At 42.7% G+C, this 22,171-nt stretch carries 17 protein-coding genes and 1 pseudogene; 2 read left to right on the top strand and 16 right to left on the bottom strand.

What is annotated here, in order from left to right; genetic code table 11:
* Positions 1–7 precede the first annotated feature (7 nt).
* The 15 genes and pseudogenes from M3204_RS12060 to M3204_RS11990 form a co-directional block, all read right to left on the bottom strand.
* Positions 8–3,199 carry a cellobiose phosphorylase gene (locus M3204_RS12060; protein WP_251481972.1) on the bottom strand — a complete coding sequence of 1,064 codons (3,192 nt, stop codon included), beginning with the start codon at positions 3,197–3,199 and terminating at the stop codon, positions 8–10.
* Between the two features lie 22 nt (positions 3,200–3,221).
* Entirely contained in the window at positions 3,222–4,556 is a 1,335-nt protein-coding gene (locus M3204_RS12055) for a GH1 family beta-glucosidase (protein ID WP_251481968.1), read from the bottom strand.
* Positions 4,557–4,576: 20 nt separating this feature from the next.
* Complete coding sequence (locus tag M3204_RS12050; RefSeq protein ID WP_251481965.1) at positions 4,577–5,404, bottom strand: glycoside hydrolase family 16 protein; 828 nt, start codon at positions 5,402–5,404, stop codon at positions 4,577–4,579.
* A 470-nt stretch (positions 5,405–5,874) separates the two neighbouring features.
* Positions 5,875–7,386 carry a response regulator gene (locus tag M3204_RS12045; protein ID WP_251481962.1) on the bottom strand — a complete coding sequence of 504 codons (1,512 nt, stop codon included), beginning with the start codon at positions 7,384–7,386 and terminating at the stop codon, positions 5,875–5,877.
* Positions 7,379–9,259, bottom strand: coding sequence for a sensor histidine kinase (locus M3204_RS12040; RefSeq protein WP_251481959.1), 1,881 nt, complete (start codon positions 9,257–9,259; stop codon positions 7,379–7,381). The genes M3204_RS12045 and M3204_RS12040 overlap by 8 nt, the downstream gene beginning before the upstream one ends.
* Before the next feature lie 218 nt (positions 9,260–9,477).
* A complete protein-coding gene (locus tag M3204_RS12035) occupies positions 9,478–11,133 on the bottom strand; it encodes an extracellular solute-binding protein (protein ID WP_251481956.1) in 1,656 nt (551 codons plus the stop codon).
* Between the two features lie 203 nt (positions 11,134–11,336).
* Positions 11,337–12,236, bottom strand: coding sequence for a carbohydrate ABC transporter permease (locus M3204_RS12030; RefSeq protein WP_251481953.1), 900 nt, complete (start codon positions 12,234–12,236; stop codon positions 11,337–11,339).
* A gap of 14 nt (positions 12,237–12,250) precedes the next feature.
* Positions 12,251–13,237, bottom strand: a complete 987-nt coding sequence (locus tag M3204_RS12025; RefSeq protein WP_251481950.1) for an ABC transporter permease — start codon at positions 13,235–13,237, stop codon at positions 12,251–12,253.
* A 597-nt stretch (positions 13,238–13,834) separates the two neighbouring features.
* A complete protein-coding gene (locus tag M3204_RS12020) occupies positions 13,835–14,524 on the bottom strand; it encodes a hypothetical protein (protein ID WP_251481947.1) in 690 nt (229 codons plus the stop codon).
* A complete protein-coding gene (locus M3204_RS12015) occupies positions 14,521–15,270 on the bottom strand; it encodes a hypothetical protein (protein ID WP_251481945.1) in 750 nt (249 codons plus the stop codon). Before M3204_RS12015 ends, M3204_RS12020 begins: the two co-directional genes overlap by 4 nt.
* A complete protein-coding gene (locus M3204_RS12010) occupies positions 15,248–16,153 on the bottom strand; it encodes an ABC transporter ATP-binding protein (protein ID WP_353056039.1) in 906 nt (301 codons plus the stop codon). The genes M3204_RS12015 and M3204_RS12010 overlap by 23 nt, the downstream gene beginning before the upstream one ends.
* The gene (locus M3204_RS12005; RefSeq protein WP_251481943.1) at positions 16,150–16,533 is read right to left on the bottom strand and encodes a GntR family transcriptional regulator; all 384 of its coding nucleotides are present in this window, start codon (positions 16,531–16,533) and stop codon (positions 16,150–16,152) included. Before M3204_RS12005 ends, M3204_RS12010 begins: the two co-directional genes overlap by 4 nt.
* Positions 16,534–16,682: 149 nt before the next feature.
* The gene (locus M3204_RS12000; protein WP_251481941.1) at positions 16,683–16,997 is read right to left on the bottom strand and encodes a hypothetical protein; all 315 of its coding nucleotides are present in this window, start codon (positions 16,995–16,997) and stop codon (positions 16,683–16,685) included.
* Positions 16,998–17,187: 190 nt separating this feature from the next.
* Entirely contained in the window at positions 17,188–17,412 is a 225-nt protein-coding gene (locus M3204_RS11995) for a hypothetical protein (protein ID WP_251481938.1), read from the bottom strand.
* 76 nt (positions 17,413–17,488) lie between these two features.
* Positions 17,489–19,212 (bottom strand): annotated as a pseudogene (locus tag M3204_RS11990) (ABC transporter ATP-binding protein).
* Positions 19,213–19,420: 208 nt separating this feature from the next.
* Between M3204_RS11990 and M3204_RS11985 the strand changes: the two are divergent.
* Positions 19,421–19,894: a hypothetical protein gene (locus M3204_RS11985; RefSeq protein ID WP_251482349.1), complete on the top strand. Its 474-nt coding sequence runs from the start codon at positions 19,421–19,423 to the stop codon at positions 19,892–19,894.
* A gap of 54 nt (positions 19,895–19,948) precedes the next feature.
* Here M3204_RS11985 and proC read toward each other — a convergent pair whose 3' ends face one another.
* Positions 19,949–20,797 (bottom strand): pyrroline-5-carboxylate reductase, encoded by an 849-nt coding sequence (proC, locus tag M3204_RS11980; protein WP_251481935.1) that lies wholly within the window; start codon positions 20,795–20,797, stop codon positions 19,949–19,951.
* Positions 20,798–21,066: 269 nt separating this feature from the next.
* On the opposite strand from proC, the gene M3204_RS11975 reads away from it, so the two are divergent.
* On the top strand, positions 21,067–22,134 hold the full coding sequence (locus tag M3204_RS11975) for a UvrB/UvrC motif-containing protein (protein ID WP_251481933.1): 1,068 nt from the start codon (positions 21,067–21,069) through the stop codon (positions 22,132–22,134).
* Positions 22,135–22,171: the final 37 nt, after the last annotated feature.

Raw genomic sequence — 22,171 nt, 5'->3', positions numbered from 1 at the left:
TATTCTCTTAATCTAAATAAACTTCGATTCTTTCAACGTGACCTGAGCGCACTTGTTTCGCATATGATTCTTGGATTCTATCTCCAAGAACCTCAACCTGGCTGCCATCGGTATGCAGGACATATTTCACAGTCTTTGCACCGTCGTTACCATATGTGTTCTTTCGAGCTGGGTTATGGTAGATGACTTCTGTCTTGCCCAATAATGTGAACTGGACTTTGCCTTCTTCGTCGAAAAGCCATGATGGCAAAATTGGCTGAAGCTTTAATGTCAATTCACCTTCGTTGACAGAAAAAGCTTCTTTGCCGATCATCATCAATTGCAGGATACTTAAAAACTCGGCAGTTGTTCCGCTCAGCCTGGCCACAAATCCCTGGCCGTGTACGGATTCATCCGGATTTACACTGCTGGCAATGAAGGAGGAGTTTTCAAGGATACTCCGTCCATACACGCCCGGATTCATGAATGGTGGAAGTGCATGCTTCAAATCCTCAAAGAACTCTTCATATAGGCCTGACTTAAGGACACTTAGCAGATACTTAAATTCCATATGCATGAAAATCGATTCCCGCTCAAGCCAGCCTGGGGTAAATGCCCTCGCGCGCCCGATTTCAAAGGTTTGCTCTTCGAGAGATCCAGAGGTTTTATACATTTTTAATTTCGGATCGAAAATCTCAGAGTTCCTGACATGCTGATAGATGGACTGTGCACTTTCTTGGTCCGCAGTTTTTAGCTCTCGTGCTGGCCCTTCCAGGAAGTGCGGAAGCATCGAGACTTCAAATGATTGAACCTTTACTAGCGGAAGTCCCTTTTTATTTGTTCTCTCTTTCCCGCTTTCATCGATGAGCTTTTCCCACTTCACAGCTTCAAAGGCAAAATAAGTTGGAATAAGTCCCTTGCCGATTTGGGTGGCACGATCAATACCAGCTTTCGTCTTTTCGAGCATTTTAGCCGCATCATCAGCAAGCTCGTGAAGAGAAACCTTCACTTCTTCGCCGCCAAAGCCATTTTTAACATTCTCGCGATACTGTTCCCGGGCAGTCGCAACCTGGTTCCAGTAGCTGATATCATCTAATTCACCTGTTTCATATTGCTTGAGATTCTCTTTTACAGAATCAAGCAAGGAATAGACCTCAGCCGGAAGGAAAACCTCCAACTCAGACTCCTGACCAGAAGCTGTCACAAACTCAAGTAGACGCTTCAGTTCAAGCGTTTCACTCATGGCCGAACCAAACAATCCTGGCAGTCCGTTCATCGAATCATTCCAACCCGGCTTGTTCGCTTCCATCTCCACACCCATGCCATATGGGTCAAGGGTAGAAAATTTAATCATTGCCAGCATGAAAAGCTTACTGTACAAGCTTGAAGTATAAAGCTCGCCATCTGGCTTCTTCACCCATTCAGAACCACTTTGATGTCCAAGTTCTGTTATGGCCTCGTACTGACGGACCTTCCCGTCAACAAGGACGTATTTCTCTGAACGCGGATTCACCACGACCGGACTGTAAAAGTATTTGTAACCCTGATCCTCGAACAGCAGCTGCTGCTTGTTTTCCGGAAAGACCTTCAGATAGTTTTCAATCAAGTCAAGATTGTACGTCCAATGGTCCATCCAGTAGCCTTCACCGAATTCTGCTTCGATATTTTGGCTGCTTCGTGACAGAACTTTTTTTAGGAATTCAGGAAGGGTGATACTCAACTGGATACCCTTGTCTGAAATCGACTGAAGCAAATCTCCTGGTGTATAGGTTCCTGCAAGCTTTTTCTGGATGTAATCAGCTTCAGTGGAATCCGCAACCAATTCATCCAGCCAGCCCCACTCTGACATGTCTTTCAGTTCAAAGCTTGCCCCTTTGACAACGAGAGGGTTGTAACCATCCGCCTGAATCAGGCTCATGAATAGCTTGATGTTATAGTCTCCTGTCTCCGGATGGAAAAAGACATCATTGCGGCGATTCTGGTTCACATCGCGGAAGTTCCCGTTCCCTTGGGAGAAGAACTCAGGAGCAAGCGAAAAGAAGTTGTAGTCTCTTTCCAGATCTCCGTGTTTACGGGAAAAGACATAATAGATGAACGGTTCATCATCCGTCTCCAATGAAATTGGATAGCCCCCGCGCAGCACATTATCCAGATAACTCTGCTTCACGTAAGCGTCAAAGAGCGGAGAACCCGTTTTTGTCAGAGCATCGTAAGTAATGGCAGATACAAGACTTTGGCTTTCCTGATACTTGCGTTCGATATAGCCACTTGCAGTAATTTCTGCTGCTTTCTTATTCATGATCTCGATGTCTTTTACGTGTCCAATCAAGGAATGAAGAGTGATCTTCTCACCTGGTCCGATTTCCTTTCCTAAGGCAGAGAAACCGCATGGCACCTTATTGGAAGTTACCGGCTCAGCAGATGTAAGCTCTTGAATCGTCTTCCTATCAAACTCGTTCGGATAAGAAAGCGAGCTGTTGAATCCAAAAATCAAATCAGCGTCGACAATTGGGGAGAGCAATTCGCCATCCTCGGAAAAGCTCATGTAAAAATGGCCTTTAGACACCTCTTCCACTTCAGCTGAATCATTTGTTGAAGAACGGACTCTGTAGTATGGGATTTTATTTTCAAGGTTGAAGACATCCATCCAGCTTTTCAGGGTATTCCCCACTGCTTTGTAGGCAGCATCATCAATGCCAAAAGGAATGATTGCCGGAAGCCCGTCCAGGATTTCCAGTTCCAGTGCATTGCCTGAAATATTCTCGATTTCAACCTTCCTGACCAAGGCACCAAGATTCTCATTTGGCAGCGTAAAATAAGTAACCGTTGTTTTCAATCCGTATTGCTGGTTGATCTCTTCAATCTTCAATTCATTTTCTTTTATATACATGTTCCTCGAGCGGTTCTTCGTGCCGCCATAAGCAGAAAACGGTTCAAAAACAGTGCTGCCATTCGCACCAGTCAGCTTAATAAAGGTACGGAAGCCATTCGTGGACACTCTCTGGTAAGCCTGGTTTGCAGGGAAAAACTCGGTTATGGCATGGTTTTTATCCTGGACCCCAAAGCTCACCATCGCCTGGCCGCGGTTAACGTAAAAGGACCAGACCGGAATGCCGTATAATCCTGCAAGGCCCGGCAGGAAACTCGAGAAGGTTTTAGCCTGATCAAATTGTTCGATGACAAAATATTGGTTTTCGTCGATTCGGTATTTTTCCATCATTCTCACTCCGAAGGTATTGGATTTAAATTGAACGGTTCTTGATGATTTCGGCGTATCGAAGCCCGCTGTCCTTAAGGATTCTTTCCTGCGTTTCAAAGTTCACATATGTGATGCCAAAGCGCTTTTCGTACCCGAATGCCCATTCAAAATTATCAAGAAGCGACCATAAGTAGTAGCCGGCGATGTTCATTCCCTCGTCATTCAGCTCGGCAACAGCTCGGATATGCTTCTCAACGTAATCCTGGCGTTCCGCATCATGAACTCTGTGGTCATCCGAAACCTGATCGTCAAAAGCAGCACCATTTTCAGTTATATAGATTGGCAGTTTTGTATACTCCTCTCTAAGACGGCGAATCAAATCTTTAAATTCAGCAGGGGAAATATCCCATCCCATTCCAGTCTTCGGGTAGTCCGAATACGCGTTTCTGAATAGGAAATCAGATGCTGCATGGAATTCGATTAAACTGCGGTTGTAAAAGTTAATCCCAAAGAAATCACAGTGTATCGAAATCTTCTCCAAGTCCCCTTCATGGATAAAATCATAGGAGTGTACATATTTGGAGAACAAATTCATCATGTCGACAGGATAAGAACCTTTTAAGACAGGGTCCAGGAACCACCGATTCGTATATCCATCGGCATTATTGGCAGCCAATTGATCGTTGGCAGAGCTTGAGGCAGGATACATTGGTGATAAATTCAACGTAATGCCGATTGGTGTGGATGAGTTGAATTTCCCTTTTAAAAGCTCTACTGCTTCACCATGGGACAGCAGAATATGATGGACTGCCTTTAGGGCTTCTTCCATATTGGTATGTCCTGGTGCATGAATACCGAGGTGATAGCCGAGAAAACCCGCGCACCATGGTTCGTTGTGGGTAATCCACATTTCCACATGTTCATCCAATTCCTCGTAGCATTTTTCCGCATATTCGAGGAACCAGTTAACAGATTCCCGATTTGTCCAGCCGCCCTGTTTATGTGCCCACATCGGCAAATCCCAATGATAAAGCGTAACCGCAGGCTTGATTCCATTTTCAATCAAACGTTTGATTAAATTTTTATAAAAGTCCATTCCGGCCTGATTATACTTGCCTTGCTCTGGAAAAATCCTTGGCCACGCGATGGAGAATCGGTAAGAATCCACTCCAAGCGTTTTCAGCACCTCGATATCTTTTTCATATAGATGGTAGTGGTCACAGGCGACATCGCCGTTATCCATATTGAAGACCTTGCCTGGCGTACGCGAAAACTCATCCCAGATGGACATCGTCCTGCCATCTTCCTGGTAAGCGCCTTCAATTTGATACGACGAAGTAGCTGTTCCAAAAATAAAATCCTTAGAAAATTTGTTCATGTATGCTCACCTCAAAATGTCTATTTATCTCTTTTTTTATAAACTCTTATATAATCAATGATCATCTTCTGCGGGAATTGGGTCGTTTCATCAGGATAACCTGGCCACTTCCCTCCGACAGCAAGATTGAATTGCATGAAGAATTCCCGGTCAAATGGAGCATAACCTGTCTGTTGCACTTCGGTGCCAATCGACTTGCTGAACCATTCATTTTGAACGGCATAGACGACTCCATCGACATACCATCTGAACTCCCCCGGCTCCCAATCTAACGTAAAAACATGAAAATCATCTGAGAATTTTCCGTTTCCAGGGAGCTGATAACTTTTCCCGGTATAGGTGTGCGGGACGCCATAATGCAGTGTTCCATAGACAGTATCAGGCTGATGACCAATCTGCTCCATAATGTCAATTTCGCCGCAGGCTGGCCAACCAGTATACCGCTCCATATCTTCAGGCATCATCCAGATCGCGGGCCAGATTCCTTGCCCCTCTGGCAATTTTGCCCGAATGGAGAAGCGTCCATATTTCCAGGCCGCTTTACCCTTTGTCGTCAACTTAGCGGAAGTGTAAGCCATATCCTTAAACTCTTCTTGTCTAGCTTCCAGCACGAGCATGCCATCCTCGATTCTTGCGTTTTCCTGGCGTGCCGTGTAATACTGGGATTCTTCATTCCCGAACCCCCAGCCGCCCTCAACAAAATTCCACTTGCTAGAATCAATCTCAGGAACGGAAAAGGAGTCTTCCCAAATTAATTCCCATTCTTTTGGGTTTTCATATTTTGAAAGCGTAATCATTTCATTGTTTAAAGAATCCATATTTTTGTCTGCCTTATTGATTGGCTTCACAAGCACCGCTCCTTTCTTAAAGCAGAATGGTTAGAACAGAAATATACTATTAACTCTTATTTTACCTTTGCCGTCCTCACTTCTTGAGATAGCGAATTTTGAATAGGGTGCGGATATTTTAGGACTTGCGAAATAAAATTGCAATTTCACCTAGGAAAATAAAAAATAGGCTGGGCTTCTATGCCCATCCTATTTTGACCCGACAATGATACAGTTCACAAATCAGTTATTGAAACCCTGTTGATTGAAGTGGAAGGCGCGAAGACTCCTGTGGGCTCAGCTGGACAGGTGAGACCCCGCAGGAGCGAAGCGACGAGGAGGCTCAGCGCCAGCCCCACGGAAAGCGAAGCGCCTGGAACGGAAATCAACAGACTAGTATTATAGATCACTAAATAAAAAAAGCTGTAGACAAACTTGATTTTCTGAGTTTGTCTACAGCCTGGGATGGGTTTCAACCCATCCATTAAGTATTAATTCATTTCCCTATACTCTTTAGGTGAAATTCCTTCGATTTCCCTGAACACTCGAGCGAATTGCTTAGGATTCTTATAGCCAACCATTTCACTGATTTCAAATACCTTATAGTCCGTTTCCTTCAGTAAGCGTCTTGCTCCTTCAATCCTGACCATTTTCAGGTAATCGACAAAGTTCTGGCCTGTGAATTCCTTGAACATATGGCTGAAATAGGAGTAATTCAGCGAGATATAATTCGATACAACAGCGAGGTTTAAGTCCTTATGATAATTTTCCCGGATATAGGCAATGGCACGGTCCATATATTTCTGCTCGGAGTATAGGGACTTCATCTGTTTGTTGTATTCGTGAATCCGCATCAGCAGGTCTTCAAGGGCGTGAAAATAATCCTGGAAGCTGTCAAAATTATAAATATTGCCGATCTTATTCAGCAAGTTGAACGTTTCCAGAGACTCTTCTCCTAATCTTGCAAAAAAACCTTTAAAGATAACTTCATTGATTTCTCGATTAAGATCTTCAAGGTAGCTTATTTTGCTGCTGGAAATGAGATCAAAGTCCATTACCTGCAGCAAATTCGATTTTATTTCCTTTTCTCGATCTGTTCCTAACATATTTCCAATCTTATTGATGACATCAACCGGCAGATCAGTGACGGTTTGTTTTTCCTTCACTTTTTCATAAAAGATTACCTGAGTGCGCGGATAAAGAAAATGATACTTCAATGCATCGTCCGCCTGCTCGTACGTTGTTCTGAAATCCTGAATATCAAGAGCCTCTTGGCTGACGCCTATAGTGAAAACGAAATGCCTGTCTCTCCCTAGCTGTTCCTTTAAGTGTGAGTAAATGTCACTGTTGAGTGAGATAAGGACAGCCCGATTTTCTTTATCAAGAAAAGCGATGCTGTTTGCAGATCCATCGGAAGGAAGCACCAGATTAATTTTTTCAATGAGATCCTCGCCATCCATCTCACCGCTTGGTGCAATGATCCCTACATAGTAACCCTCCGAATACCAGTCGATTTGCATTCTTTGGAACAGAGTCACAATTTCTTGTTTCTGTATATTTGGGTTAAGCAAAATGTAATTGAGCTGACTGGCACGATATTCATCCAGATGCTGGTAGGTCATTTTATTGCTCGTTTCCAGCTCCTCAATAATCGTATTCATCGTTTTGAATAGCTCATCACGATTTACTGGCTTCAAAAGATAATCCTTCACCCTATTCCGGATGGCTTCCTTTGCATAAGAGAAATCATCATATCCGCTAAGGATGACAAGCGCTGGTTTTTTATCATTATTTTGTATTTCTTTTATTAATTGAATCCCATCCATCTGCGGCATTTTAATATCCGTTATGACGATTTCCGGTTCTATTTTATTGATGATTTCAAGAGCCTCCATGCCATCGGACGCTAAATAGGTCTCAAAGGCCGGATACTCTCTTCTGATCATCGCTTGGATTCCGAGACGGATATTCTTTTCATCATCTGCAATAAGAACTTTATACATTTCGGCTGCCTCCTTTCATTACTTTGCAAGGCATTTTTACCGTCACGGTTGTGAATTCCCCATCCACGCTTGCTACAGATACGCCATATCCATTGCCATAGTATAACTTGATCCGTTCATTTACATTCCTGATTCCGATTCCATTTCCATTCTGGACTGGACTCACTTTGTTGTCCTGCCCAGTATGGATGGTATGATTCAGAACTTCACATTGCTCTGTTGTCATTCCAATTCCATTGTCCTTCATTTCGATGATGACACAGTCGTCTGAATACTTCGCACGAACGCTGAGTATTCCCTGACTAGAGTGAATATTAGGCATAATCCCATGTTTGACTGAGTTCTCAATGATTGGCTGCAGAGACATTTTAAGTACTTCCTGATCGAGCAGTTCTCGTGGAACATCAATGTCCAGGGTCAATCTGCCATCCAATCGAAGATTCATGATCTCGATATAGTTTTTTATATAATTCAACTCTTCCTCAAGCACGACGAAATCGTTCTTCCACTTAAGGTTATAGCGCATCATTTCCCCAAGAGAGGTGATTGCATCCGAAATCTCATACTTCTCTTCAATTTCAGCCATCATCTTGATGTTCTCAAGCGTGTTATATAAGAAATGAGAGTCAATCTGGGTTTTTAAGGCTTTTAGTTCCGTCTCTTTGGCAGTCGCCTGCTTATTGACAGCATCGACGATCAGGCCATTGATCTTTCCAAGCATGCTTTTAAAATGATAGGCTAATTCGGCAATTTCATCATGACCGCTGACTTCGACATCAAAAGTGAAGTCCCCTTTTTCCACACGCTTCATCGAGTCCTTCAGCTTATACATTTTTTTAAGGAGCAATGATATAAGCACATACGTCACTAAGGAAAGAATGATCACAAGAAAGATAATCCCGCTGAGAATAATGTTCTTTGTCTTGGCTGTTTCAGCATAAAGGCCTTCTAGTGAAATGACGTTCAGCATATACGCTTCCAAATCTTCTATATAGGCCGTGGTGACAAGATAGCGTGTTTGCTTATTTTCGAATTGAAAACTTCCTGTTCCTTCCTCTTTGAATTTGCTGAATTCCCGCTTTAAGTTCTCGGGGTCAATTCCCTCATCTTCAAAAAAGGAATGATGATAGTTTCTGATCATGTTCATATCCTTATCGAGCACCACATAGACCGAGTCAGGATCATTCATCGTACCAAACATCTTAGGAAAGAAGTTTTTCAGGAACATATTGATTTCAATGATGCCAAGGTGCTCATCCTTTGGATAATCCAGTTCCCTTAACAATGAGATTTTCGAGGTGTTTTGAGAAGGGAGTCTCTCAAGGACATCTTCCGTCTGCTGGTCGAACCACCAGAGCTCCATCCCATTCCGCCTGATCACTTCGTCTCGCCACGGCTTCTTCATGATCCTTTTTTCCTTAAAGAGGATGGGCCACATTTCGGTGACATATGGATTGGTTGTATACAGCCTGATGTTTTCAATAGCCGGGTTATTATGCTGCAATCTCGTTACGTTCGATAATTCGTTCATCTTAAAATCAATCAGCTGATCGATATTGGCTTCGTTCCTTGATTTGACAAATTCCAGAAATTCCATGTCGGAGACGACCATCTGAGCCGTCCGCCGCATTGTTTCGATATTATTTTTAATATGGATTTGTTCGATTTCCAGGGCATTTTCATTTTTGACCCTGATTTCATTGATCGCCCTGTCGGTGACATCTCTCGAATAAAAAGTCGTGAATAGGATGATCGGGATAATGATAATAAGAATGTATAAGGCAATAAGCTTTTGCTGCAAGGAGAGCCTGTTCATTAGATTTGCGAGACCCTCTAATTCAAGTGGAACCTTCATGCTTCTCACGTCCATCATTTTTTCAACATACCCACATTATAAATTCTTTTTATCATTAAAAGGTAGGGCAACTGTTACTATTTAAGCACTTTTCATAGAATTCGCTGTTTTTACAGACACAATTCCATCAATAATATTACGCCATCTAGTAAACAAACCATTTAATATTCTGAGAAAATACAGGAATAGACTGCCCCTTTTAAAAAGTTTTTTAAAAGGGACAGTCCATCATTAATTTATTTTGCTGAGTCTAACTTCTTCTTGTTTCCTTCATACACCTTTTGCTGATACTCTTCTACTTTATCGTAGCCATAAGTATCACGCTTTTTCAAGAAATCGTTAAAAGTTTTATCGAATTCTTTATCAGATTTAGCAAGCAGCAGCTTAGGAAGCGTTTTGCCCCATTCCTGAGCAATCTTGCTTGCGGCAACGCCTTCTGCAGACGTTCCAGTAGGGCTGATGCCATCAAATTCTGCGTAGCTGACTGTCTTTCCTTTTGTCCAGTCTTCCATTTGCTTGAATGGTTCAGAGGCAGGAGGTGCCCAGGCAAGGCTCATGTTTGTATCCATAAGCATCCAATATTTGAACGAAGCACCATACTTCTGGTCAAACGCTGCACGGTCCTTATTCAACAAATCAAGAACTTCTGGCTTGAATTCTGGTTTGCCGTTCACAACATCATATGTTTCGCCTTCTTTACCCATGTAAAGGTCCTTCTGGCCTTCTTCACTGATCAGGTAAGACAGGAATTGAATCGCTCTTTCTTTGTCTTTCACATCTTTAGAAATCAATGTAACAGTCCAGCCTGAGATGCTGTCACCTGCTAATGCCGGTCCATCTCCCTTGGAGTTCGCAGGTCCGTCAACAGCGATATACACGGAGTTAGGATCTTTTGCATACAATGCGTGCTGTTGTGCTGCAAGGTCACTGCGCTGGTATAGCATCGCGAAGTATCTGCCCTGTGAAATTTTTTCTTCCATTTGCGGACGCTTGTCAATAAAGATATCTTTTGCAAGAAGACCTTTATCATTTGCCTGGCGGAATGTCTTTAACCATGCAAGATATTCTGGATCCTGGCTGCGGTCATAGACCTTGCCGTCTTTTTCCATTGGAATCGAAAGGAAGTTCTGAAGGTAACCTTCAAGTGATGTGTTTCCTACATCAGTAAATTCGTTCAAACCAAACGGAATAAGCGGCGCACCGTTCACATCCGGGAATTTTTCTTTAGCATCTTCTAAAGCCTTCAAGAAGCCTTCAGGCGTGCTCATGTCCGGGCTGCCAATCGCTTCGTACATATCCTTTCTTACAAGGAATGTCTGATTGGATGGCTTAAGATCTTTGTATTTGTCAAAGTCCTTCGGTGAAGAAGAAGCATTTGGATAACCGTACGTGTTGCCATCTTCTTGCTTATACCACTCAATCTTTGCCCCATCTGCCACTTTAAAGAAATAAGGATCGTATTGATCAGCAAGTTCATTTAAAGGAAGGACAAGTTCTCCTTCAATCATCTTTTTAACTGCATCTTCCCACCATCCCAATGTGATGAAATCAGGAAGCTTGCCAGATGCGATCATCGTGTTCATTTTCTCCGCTTCGTTACCTGCTGGAGAAATGTAGTTGATTGAAACGCCTGTTTTATCCGTTACATACTTTGAAACAGCGTCGTCGCCCCACTTATGTGCGAACCAAGAAAAGTTCACATACCAGTCAAACGTAATTGGATCTTTATTGGACTGCCAGCCAGGTGCATCAGCTGTAGCCTTTGGCTTATCTTTTTCTTTCTCATCGGAAGCGTTTTCATTTGTCTTGCTCGTACAACCTGTAAATAATGCCAAAATCAATGATAGAACAAGCAGCACTGAAAAGCCTTTAGAAAAGAATTTTCTCCTCATTTTTTGACCCTCTCTCTTGTTATGTTTTTTTGGGCCACATCATTAAATGTACACTGCTTTAAAAGGTTGGGAAAGACTTTCATATAAAATTCAGTCTTTCCCAAAATAAGATGGGGTATCTCATGAAAAAGCAATGTTCCTTAATAATGCAGCTGTATTATTTAAATTTCTTCATAACGAAGAATTTAAATCGATTTGGATGATCAACCTTTTACAGAACCAATCAGCATTCCTTTAACAAAGTACTTTTGCAGGAACGGATACACTAGCATGATTGGAAGCGTAGTGACGACCATTGTTGCTAGTTTAATAGATTGTGAGGTCACTGTTTTCGTCGCAATCGTACCTGCTGCATTTGTCATCATCTGATTCGAGCTGGATTCAGCGACAACTTTGTACAAATACGTTTGGATTGGCTGTAGATCCGGATTATTCACAAAGATGACTCCGGCAAAATAGTCATTCCATTGATACACTCCCTGGAACAATGCGATCGTAGCAATAACCGGCATGGAAAGCGGAATGATGACTTTTATAAAAATCATAAAGTCATTCGCACCATCGATTTTCGCTGCTTCCTCCAATGACTTTGGCAATTCCCTGAAGAAGGAAACAAAGATAATCAAATGGAAGAAGTTAAACATAGTCGGAATGATATAGACAAGGAAGTTGTCAAACAACCCTAGATCTCTGATTAATAGAAAGTAAGGAATTAACCCACCACTGAAAAACATCGTAATGACACCGACCAGCATGTAGAAGTTTCTGCCATAAAGGTCCCGTCTCGAAATGGCATATGCCACCATCGCGGTAAAAAATACATGGGTAATGGTTCCAATCACTGTTTTAGCAATCGTCACTCCAAAAGAGGTGACAATCCCGGGAGTCTCAAAAACAGCCTTGTAGTTTGCTAGAGTGAATTCCCGCGGCCACCAGTATATCCCGCCTTTCATCGCATCGATCCCATCGTTCAGGGAATTGACGACAACGTACCAAATCGGGTAAACGGTAATGGCGCAGATAAAAAGCATAATCAGAAGGTTAACGTTATCAAAAATGTACTCACTTGTGGTTCGCCGATTCCGTTTAAAAAGCTTAAACATGAATCCTCACCCCCTTAGAATAAAGATGTTCCGTTCAGTTTCTTCGTAATTTTATTGGCGGATAGAAGCAGGATGAAAGCGATGATCGCCTTCAGCAAGCCAACTGCTGTTGCGTAAGAATATCTCGCATTCTGGAGACCCATCTGATAAACGTAAATATCGATTACATTACTTGCGCTTTCATTTAACGAGTTCCTTAGGATCAAGATTTGATCGAAGTTCGAATTCAAGACACCGCTTACAGCAAGAATGAAAAGAATCGTAATCGTCGGACGAATCGATGGCAATGTAACATGCCACATTTTTTGGAAGCGGTTCGCACCGTCAATCGTCGATGATTCATATAGCTCAGGTGATACCCCGGCAATAGCTGCCAGATAGATGATAGCTGACCAGCCAAGCTCTTTCCATATATCTGAGAGAATGACGATCGCCCAGAAGTTGTCAGGCTCAGCAAGGAAATTCGTCCGTTCGCTGATTAACCCTAGACCTAGCAAAATATCATTGATGACCCCGATGTCTGCTAGCCATGTAGTAAGGATCCCTCCAAGAACTACCCAGGATATAAAGTGCGGCAAGTATGAGATCGTCTGGACGGCCTTCTTGAATTTCATCGAAGTCAGCTCATTCAGCATAAGAGCGAATATGATTGGGAGCGGGAACCCGATGATTAATTTGATCATACTGATTCCAAGAGTATTTTTTAGGACGATCCAGAAATTCTCATCCTGGAGGAACTCTTTGAACTGCATCAATCCTACCCATGGCGCTTCGGAAATGGTCCGGATGATGCTATATTCCTTAAACGCAATGATTAATCCGTACATCGGAATATAGTTGAAAATGAACATCCATACAAGCCCTAGCAGGGCCATAAACTGTAAGTACTTTTGACTGATGATGGTCTTCTTGATTTTTTTGAATTTTTCTTTCTTCGTGCTTGTTTCGGTAATGGTGTCATTGATTGGTTGTTCGACTGGTTGTTGGATTTTGACTTCCATTGTTTCACCACCTTAACTGCTCTTGTCTGTCTATATCTTTATATTAAAAGTAAGCGGTTTCGTTTATAAGCCATGAAATTTTGCTTATGGTACCAATTTTTTAGTTTTATTTTCAAAGCCGAAAATATTGATCCCATCACAATGGTATCGTTTTCAAAAATTACGGTTGGAAACAACGTGGCATTTTCATCGCAACACCTGGCCTATAGTTGTGAGACTTTTAGTAGATTCCGGAGAAAATAGAAAAAACCCCTCTAAAGAGAGGGGCCACTGAAAATCCGTTTTTGAAACGTTCGACGATATCGACGTCCGAAAGGCTAAGTCCCTTAAAAAAGAATAGGAGTTAGCTTTTCTTATAGTTTTTTTAGAGTTATAGGTTTAATAGCACTAGGTTGATTGGAACGGAAGGTGCGAGACTCCTGCGTGATCAGCGGGACAGGTGAGACCCCGCAGGCGCTTTAGCGCTGAGGAGGCTCACCGCACGCCCCGCGGAAAGCGAAGCATCCTGGAGTGGAAATCAACCGGCCAATTTAACAAAGGCTACCCTTTAAAAACTTTTTCAATGGCCTCCAAAAAGAGGGGCTTCGACTAAATAGTCTAGTTAATCACATACCCGTCACCGCTGACCTCAGTATCAGCAGGGACCATGATGTAGATGAAATCCATCCCTTGCATCATGCCATATCCGTTGCTGATCTGCTCTCCATATTCAGAGAACTGCGTGAATGGAAAAGCATTTGTGTACTTTACAAGCTTGATTGTGACAATATCCTGAGGAAAGATTTTCAGAGTTGAATCTGTCAGTTGTACGTCTGGTGATGCAAAACGATTGGTTATATCCATATTGTCAATATAGGAATAGGTCGTGTAATGGGTCACTTCTACTTTCTCCTCTAGAGAATTCACCTTTTCAATGAAGATTTGTGACTGCTGATTCATATCAGTCACGTCTAACATCTGCCCCTCAAGCGGAAATCCCCACGATTCTTTTTTTGTGAGCCCCTCTGCTTCATCTATCTTTCCGGATTCGACAGTAGCATAAATATCGCTATTCAGCCGATCGTTTTGCTCTATTTCCTTATCCGTCATATAATCGCCTTTGAATGTTTCCTCTACTGACACCATTAGAGAAAGAATGCCAGCCACCAGCAGGATAATGAAGTATCCAGCGAAGACTTTCGTGATTCCGCTTCCGCTCATGAACCTTCCAGCGAAAAACTTATTGGAAAAGCTTCCGAAACTAAGCATGAGCAAGATAATCATGAATAATAGAAAAATGATGCTCATTTCCTCACCTCCAGGCTGTTCGAGATCCAGGCCGATATTGCATAGGCGAGTGCAGAAGTTAGCAGCACTTTTACCGTAAACAACAGAAAGGACGTTTCTCTTACAAACAATTGTCCAATATCAATGACTAAAGTAGATTCGCTAGCGAGCAGTACATTTAAAAACAGACTGCCGAAAAGGAACCCTGGAATGATGACCATGAAAATCTTGTTTCTCTGGACCAGCATCCCAAGCAAGTATCCGATTGCCGTGAACAGAAACAGATACAGTATGGTGGCTGCAAGGCCCTCTGCCATTTGCAGCACTGTCAATGGCTGGCTTTCGACGAATTCCCGATCCTTCAGGAAAAAGACTGACAGCTTCAGTGACTGGCTTGCAAGAACAGTAGTTATACCGCCGATGATACTAGCCCATCCAAGGAACAGGATATTTGCTAAATGGCTGCTCAGCCGGTTGGCCACAAACGTGTAATCATCAAAACGATATGCCTGGGTCGTGACGACAATGGCTGAAATCAACGCCCAGATCATCATGAAGGCCGTAATGATATTGCCTGAATACAATTTCATATCATAGCTGAACATATCAGTTCCGCCTCCCCCTCCTCCTTCTCCGCTAAGAGAGAACAGTAGGGCCATTACCTGCAAGATCATCAGCGAAGTGAACATCCCGCGAAAAGATTTCAGTTTGAAGCGGAACTGTTTTTTCACAACATCCCACAGACTAACCTTTGTTAAATACATCATCAATCCCACCCTTCTCCTGGCTCGTTAAATACAGACAGAGATCCTCGTTTGATATCGTCGAGAATTCGAGGCTCATTTTCATTGCCGCAGCGATCTGCTCATCGGAAAGATCATTGCGGATGACCGCGAACGTGCGGCCGAAGCTCACTTCACTCTTATGGAACACCTCATGGCCGCGAAGCCAGCTGTTGACGGCTTCCTCTTTCCCGCTGACGACGACCGCATACTCCCTAAGCTCTTCAACCGGCATATGCAAAAATTGCTTTCCGTCCTTCAGGAGCAGTATGTCTTCAAGGATATCCTCCACCTCGTTCAGATGATGGCTTGAGATGATGATGGTCCGTGGATTGGCGATATAGTCCTTCAAGAGCGCCCGGTAAAAATCCTTCCTTACTCCAGCATCCATTCCGTTTGTTGGTTCATCGAAAATAGTCAGCGGACAGCGGGCGGCGAGTCCGATAATCGCGTTGAAGGTGTTTTTCATTCCCTTCGACAACCCAGCATGCGTCTGCTTAGGGTGCAGTGAGAAATAATCGAATAGATTCCTTGCCAGCTTCATATCCCAGTTCGGGTAAAAATTTGCTGCTGCTTCTAACAGTTCCTCAAGGCTTAGTGCTGCAGGCAAATTCATATCATTATCAATCATAATCAAGTTGGCAGACACCGTTAGGTTATTGAATGGATGCTTCCCAAACACCCTGACTTCCCCAGAACTTTCGCTCATGAATCCTGCAGCAATCTTCAGCATGGTCGTCTTCCCTGCACCGTTCCTGCCAATGAGCCCGGTAATTTTGTTTTCCCCTAGTGTAAAGGTGAGGGAATCCAAGGCTTTCTTTTCCCCGTAAGTTTTCGTTACCGAATCAAACTCCAGCACACTCATCATGTATCCCCCTTCATTTCCCGTTTGGCTTCCTGGATCATCGTGATCAATTCCTCTTCCGTCACCTGGAGGTGCTCAGCTTCCCTCACCAATTCTGCCACCAATGACTTCAATGTCTGGTTCCTCCGTTTCACTGAGATAATCTTCTTCGCATCCGCAGATACGAACATCCCAAGTCCCCGCTTTTTATAAAGAATGTTTTCGTCCGCTAAAATATTCAATCCTTTTGCCGCTGTCGCCGGATTGATGTTCAGCATTTCCGCAAGCTGGTATTGGGAATAAACCTTCTCATCCGCTTTGATACTCTCGCTGAGGATCTCTGTTTCCAGCCACTCAGCAATCTGGACGTAAATTGGTTTCATACTATCTGAATTAAGGATCAATGCCGTACCTCCTCTAACAGGTCACATAGTGCATTACTGTTGTAATGTACTATATAATATTTCACGAAATTTAACAAGGGATTTTTAACCATTTTTTAAAAAAAGAAAAAACCCTCATAATTGAGGGTTCGAGAAAAAGTAGTTTTGAGCTATGCTTTCATTTGTTTTTTATTTTTTAATAGTATCAATGCACTGATGATCAGCATCATAAAGGGAATCATCTGAATGAATAGGAACCCTTTGACAAAATCTAAGTAATTACTCTCTGGTGAATCCGTAGCCATCCCCCCAATGAAAAATGCAATGGGGGCTGTAAGGATATTCAGACCAAGACATAAAATAAAATAGGATAAGCTTTTATTTTTCATTTTAATAGATTGTGCTTTAATAAATAAAAATACAGCAAGAACGGCAATGACCGCAATCGATCCATAATAGCTTCCATACATCAGAAATGTATCCACTATAGTATTCCCCCAAGTTATGAATGTGCATTTGAGACCTGGTCTATCAATTTTCCTCAACTGTTAATAATAATAGAAATATTAACAGCCGTGGCTCCTATATGATAAACACACTCTCTTTTATATTTTATTTAGCTTTTCCTATATGCTTACTCTGAAAAAACCCCTCTAAAAAGAGGGGCTTTGGTAACTACAGGATCTTCGTATTTTCTAGAGGACTTTCAAGTTTCATCCGGTTCAGCTCGATTTTCATTTTCTCGGTTTCAAGCAGGTAGTTTTCATGCTTAAGTCTTTCGAGTTCTATTTCGTCTTTAATCATGTTGTGTTTGATTTTGGCTATCTTTTGATAATGACTTGTGACGATGGCGACGAGCGGAATCGAAAAGATCATTATGTACATAACCATATCTGTCATTTACATCACCTCAGCATGATCATTTTGGACTATCTATTTCCATAATAGCAAAACACAAGGAAAAATAAACCAACTTTTAGATAGAAGTCTCAAACTGTACCTTATGAAGGTTGGCGAAGATTCCACCCTTTTGGATCAGCTCATCATGGCTGCCTTCTTCAGCTATGCCATCCTCCGTCACGACGACAATCCTGTCGGCACTTCTGATCGTTGCCAGCCTGTGAGCGATGACAAGCGTTGTCCGGTTCTTCGAGAGCTCCGCCAGCGCTTTTTGAATGATTCTTTCTGTCTCGGTGTCTAATGCTGATGTTGCTTCATCTAAAATCAGGATTGGCGGATTCTTAAGGAACATACGAGCTATGGCAATACGCTGCTTCTGCCCTCCTGATAACTTGAGGCCTCGCTCGCCGATTTGAGTTTCATAGCCATCAGGCAATGCTGCAATGAAGTCCTCAAGATGAGCCTGCTTTGCAGCCCTGACAATATCCTCAAACGTGGCTTCAAGGGAACCATAAGCAATGTTCTCACGAAGAGTTCCTGTAAATAAGAACACGTCCTGCTGGACAATCCCAATCTGGGAGCGCAGTGATTTTTTCGTCATATCGCGAATGTCCATGCCGTCAATATAGATGCCGCCGCTCTTTACATCATAAAATCGGGGAATCAATGAGCAGATCGTTGTTTTCCCTGCTCCGGATGGCCCGACAAAAGCGACCGTTTCGCCATGGATGATCTTCAGGTCGATCCTGTCTAAAACCGGCTTGTTTTGATCATAGCTGAATGTCACATCTCGGAATTCGATATTTCCTTTTAAGTGGGACACTTCGATAGCATCCTTCCGATCGACTACATCCGGATCCTGGTCCATCAGTTCGGTAAAACGTTTAAATCCTGCCATTCCCTTCGGATAGAGCTCAAGGATGGCACTGATTTTATCGATTGGTTTAAACAAGACGTTGACATACAATACGAAAAACCGACGAGTTCACCATAGCTCAAGGTACCTTGGAAGCTGAGCCATGCGCCATATACAAGGACGACGAGTACCATCAGCCTTGTCAGCATATAAATACTGGAAGCACTGAATGACATGACCTTATAGGCTGTCAATTTAGCCTGGCGGAACTTGCGGTTGTTCGTTGTGAATCTCTTAATCTCATAATCTTCATTCGTAAAAGACTGCACGACACGGATCCCGGAAACGCTGTCTTCAACTCTCGCATTAACATCAGCAATATCACTGTACATATTCTTCCAGGCAGCGTTCATCTTCAGATTCGTATACGTAATCAGCCAGATGAGAAATGGCACAATGATCATTGTAATCAGAGCCAGTTTGACGTTAATCGTAAGCATGATCCAGAACGCACCAACGAACGTCATCGCGGCAATAAACAAATCCTCTGGACCGTGATGGGCAAGTTCCCCTAAATCAAAAAGATCGTTCGTAATCCGACTCATGATATGGCCCGTTTTCGTATTGTCAAAAAAGCGGAATGACTGCTTTTGGACGTGCTGGAACAACTGTTGTCTCATATCGGTTTCAATATTGATCCCAAGCTTGTGACCCCAATAATTGACGATAAACTGAAGGAATGTACTAATAACATAAAGCAAAAGCAAACCAATGCTCACTCCGACAATCATATTCCAGTTCCCGCCCGGCAAAAGCGTATCTATGAACCATTGCACAGCAAGCGGAAAAGCCAACTCAAGCAGCGCAACAATGACCGCACTGCTGAAATCAATGATAAATAACCTCCTGTGAGGCCGGTAATATGTAAAAAATCTTCGTATCATCTGGGAATCTCCTTTAATGTCTTCAAGTGATTATATGTCAAGGAGTGCCAATTTTTCAATAATTCTTTAAAAATAAAACCCTTAAAGGAATATGCCTTACTGTTAGCCTGTTTGACGAACTTTTCCAAGTTTCTCTTAAATATCGGATTATTTTTCCAATAAGTTGGACAATTTAAAAGAAGAGTTGAAAAGCAGGAGTGAAATGATGATGATTTCAAAGAGGCACTTTTTATTTAATATAGCGTTAATTTCCATACCGTGGTTATCTTTATTATTCATTGGAAAACGCAGCTTTAAGCGTTATTCTGTAGCTGGGATCTTTGTGGTCGTGTTTGAGATTTTCAATCATATGTATGGCCACAAGAGGAATTGGTGGAAGTTTTATAATAAGCGAAAATCATTCTTTAGGGATGAACTTCCTTTTAGTGTAGGTCCTTACATGCCTCTTTCTATGTGGCTCCTTAAAATTTCATACGGCAATTTTAAGAAGTTTATCATGCTGAATGCGATTGCTGACGGGTTTTTTGCGTTCTTTTTCATTGATGTCCTAAAGAGATTTAGAATCATCCGACTGAACAAGTTGAGCCACCTTCAGTTCTTTTTTTACCTGCACTATAAAGCTTATTTATTATATGGAGTACAGTATTTGTTCGAAAGAGCCAACCGTTATCGATTCTTCTAAGCTGACTCAAAAACGCTCCAGGCTTTTTCGCCGGGAGCGTTTTTTCTTTATTCCTTAGGACGGAACAAGGATTCCTTCCAGCTCTCGACTGATTTCTTTCGAGCGGTTCGTGGCATGGTTGACTGCCTGCGAAATGGCCGTTCCGCCATTGTATTTCCTTAATGCGTTCAGCCCGGATGCGGTCGTTCCATTCGGTGAGGTCACATTTTTCCTGAGGACCTCTGGCGTTTCATCCTTTTCGATGATCATCTTCGCCGCACCCAGTATCGTCTGGGCAATGATTTCGCGGGCCATTTTTTCGTCCATGCCATTTTCCCTGCCCACGCGTTCCATATGCTCCATCAAGTAGTAGAAATAAGCAGGACCGCTACCGGCAAGTCCCGTAAAGACATCCATTTGCTCCTCTTCGATCAAGAACACTTTGCCGAAGCTGTTTAATAGTTCTTTTACGTCCTCAGTGTTCTGATTTGTCGTATGTTTTCCTGGTGAGATGGCCGTCGCTGATTCCTGGATCATGCTGGATGTATTCGGCATGACACGGACAACCTGCTGGCCAGCATTCAGGTTTTCTTCCATAAAACCTGTCGAAATGCCTGCCAGTACTGAAACAACCACCTGCCCCGGCAATAAGTGATCCTTCAAAGTCGCAAGTGCTCCTGCCGCCCCTTTTGGCTTCATCGCTAAAATAAACATATCGATATCACCATAAGGCAATTCAGCCTGTGGCATCGCATGGATTCCATATCTGGATTCCAAACGCTCCAGTTTCGCTGCATTGCTCTTGTTTGTCACATAAACATTTTCCGCGCGCATTTTGCCAGACTTGACTACACCTGAAATCATCGCTTCCGCCATCGATCCGGCACCTATAAAAGCTACTTTTTTATGTTTTAACAACCGCATTCACCTCATAATCATTTATTTCCGTTCGCATTTTTCTCAACGGTAACTATGGTAACATGCCTGAATTGAGATTCAAGGGCTTTGAATCGATTTGCAAGCATATGGGCGAGATAGTGAAAGAAAGCGGAAACAAATCTACCATAAGACAGTTTTTGCACAGTTAAAGCGCGATCATCCTCCCTCATGCTAAAATATGAAGATATACGAGAGTTTTAAAATTTAGTTATTTCTAATAGATGGGGAATCTGAAAAGCAAGGAGAGTGGAAATATGAATCTGAAAGATAAGGTAAAAAACCTTCCTATGACTCCAGGCATTTATCTGATGAAGGATCAAACGGGAACCGTGATTTACGTGGGGAAAGCAAAGAGCCTCAAGAAGCGGGTTCAAAGCTATTTTCAAAACTCCACTGCCCATCCCCAGAAGATCAAGAAGATGGTCGCAAACATTGATGATTTTGAAATTGAACATACCGATACGGAATTCGAAGCTTTCCTCCATGAATGCAGACGAATCAAGGAATTAAAGCCTCTGTTCAATAGAAGAATGAAGAGCCACCTTCCCTATTCCTATATCGCAGTGAAAATGGACGGGCCATATCGGAAGATTTCTATTGTTCCTGAAAAAGCTAATGAAGGAACACTCTACTTTGGTCCTTACACAAGCCCGATTTATGTAAAAACGGCTATCGAGCACTTGAAGGAATCTTTTAAAATCAATTGCCTGCATCCCCTCAAGGGTTCACCTTGCCTGAATTACACGCTTGGCAGATGCAATGGTTTGTGTCTAGGGGGAACTGCGGTCAGTCAGTACAATGAAATCGCAGATAAGTTCGTCTCCCTGCTGCAAGGCACTGATCTTGAGATTCTAGAGAAAGTAGAGCAGAAAATGGAGCAAGCCTCAAGTAACTATCAATTTGAGGAAGCGGCGAAGTACAGGAATTATATCAAATCCCTCTCCATCCTTTTATATAAGGAAAACGTCGTCCAATTTACCGAAGGAAATAAAAATATTGCGGTAATCGAATGGCTGGATGATCTCACTTTGAAGCTCTTCTTGATTAAGGGGCATAAGGTCATATTTGATGAGATATATAGAATGGCAGAGCAGCTGGCTGAGGAAATAAAAGCACGCATCCTTGCCAGTTTTCATGAGAGCGAACACTATGAGCCTGTCATGATCGGCAAAGCAGAGCTGGATGAAGCACAAATCATTTATAGCTATCTGAACAGCAGCAATGCCAAATTCATCGTCATTCCAGATAAATCGCTGGATGGCGGTTGCGAGCTGGAGAACGCAATAAAAGAATTACTCATAAGAAAAGCTGAAGCGCCTTGATCAGCCCCGACAAGCGCAGGAGGGCCGACCGGTGAAG

The sequence above is a fragment of the Mesobacillus subterraneus genome, from assembly GCF_023715485.1.
GTDB lineage: Bacteria > Bacillota > Bacilli > Bacillales > Cytobacillaceae > Mesobacillus > Mesobacillus subterraneus_B.
Note: the sequence above shows the minus strand (reverse complement) of the source record. Positions and strands in the feature narration are given on the sequence as shown.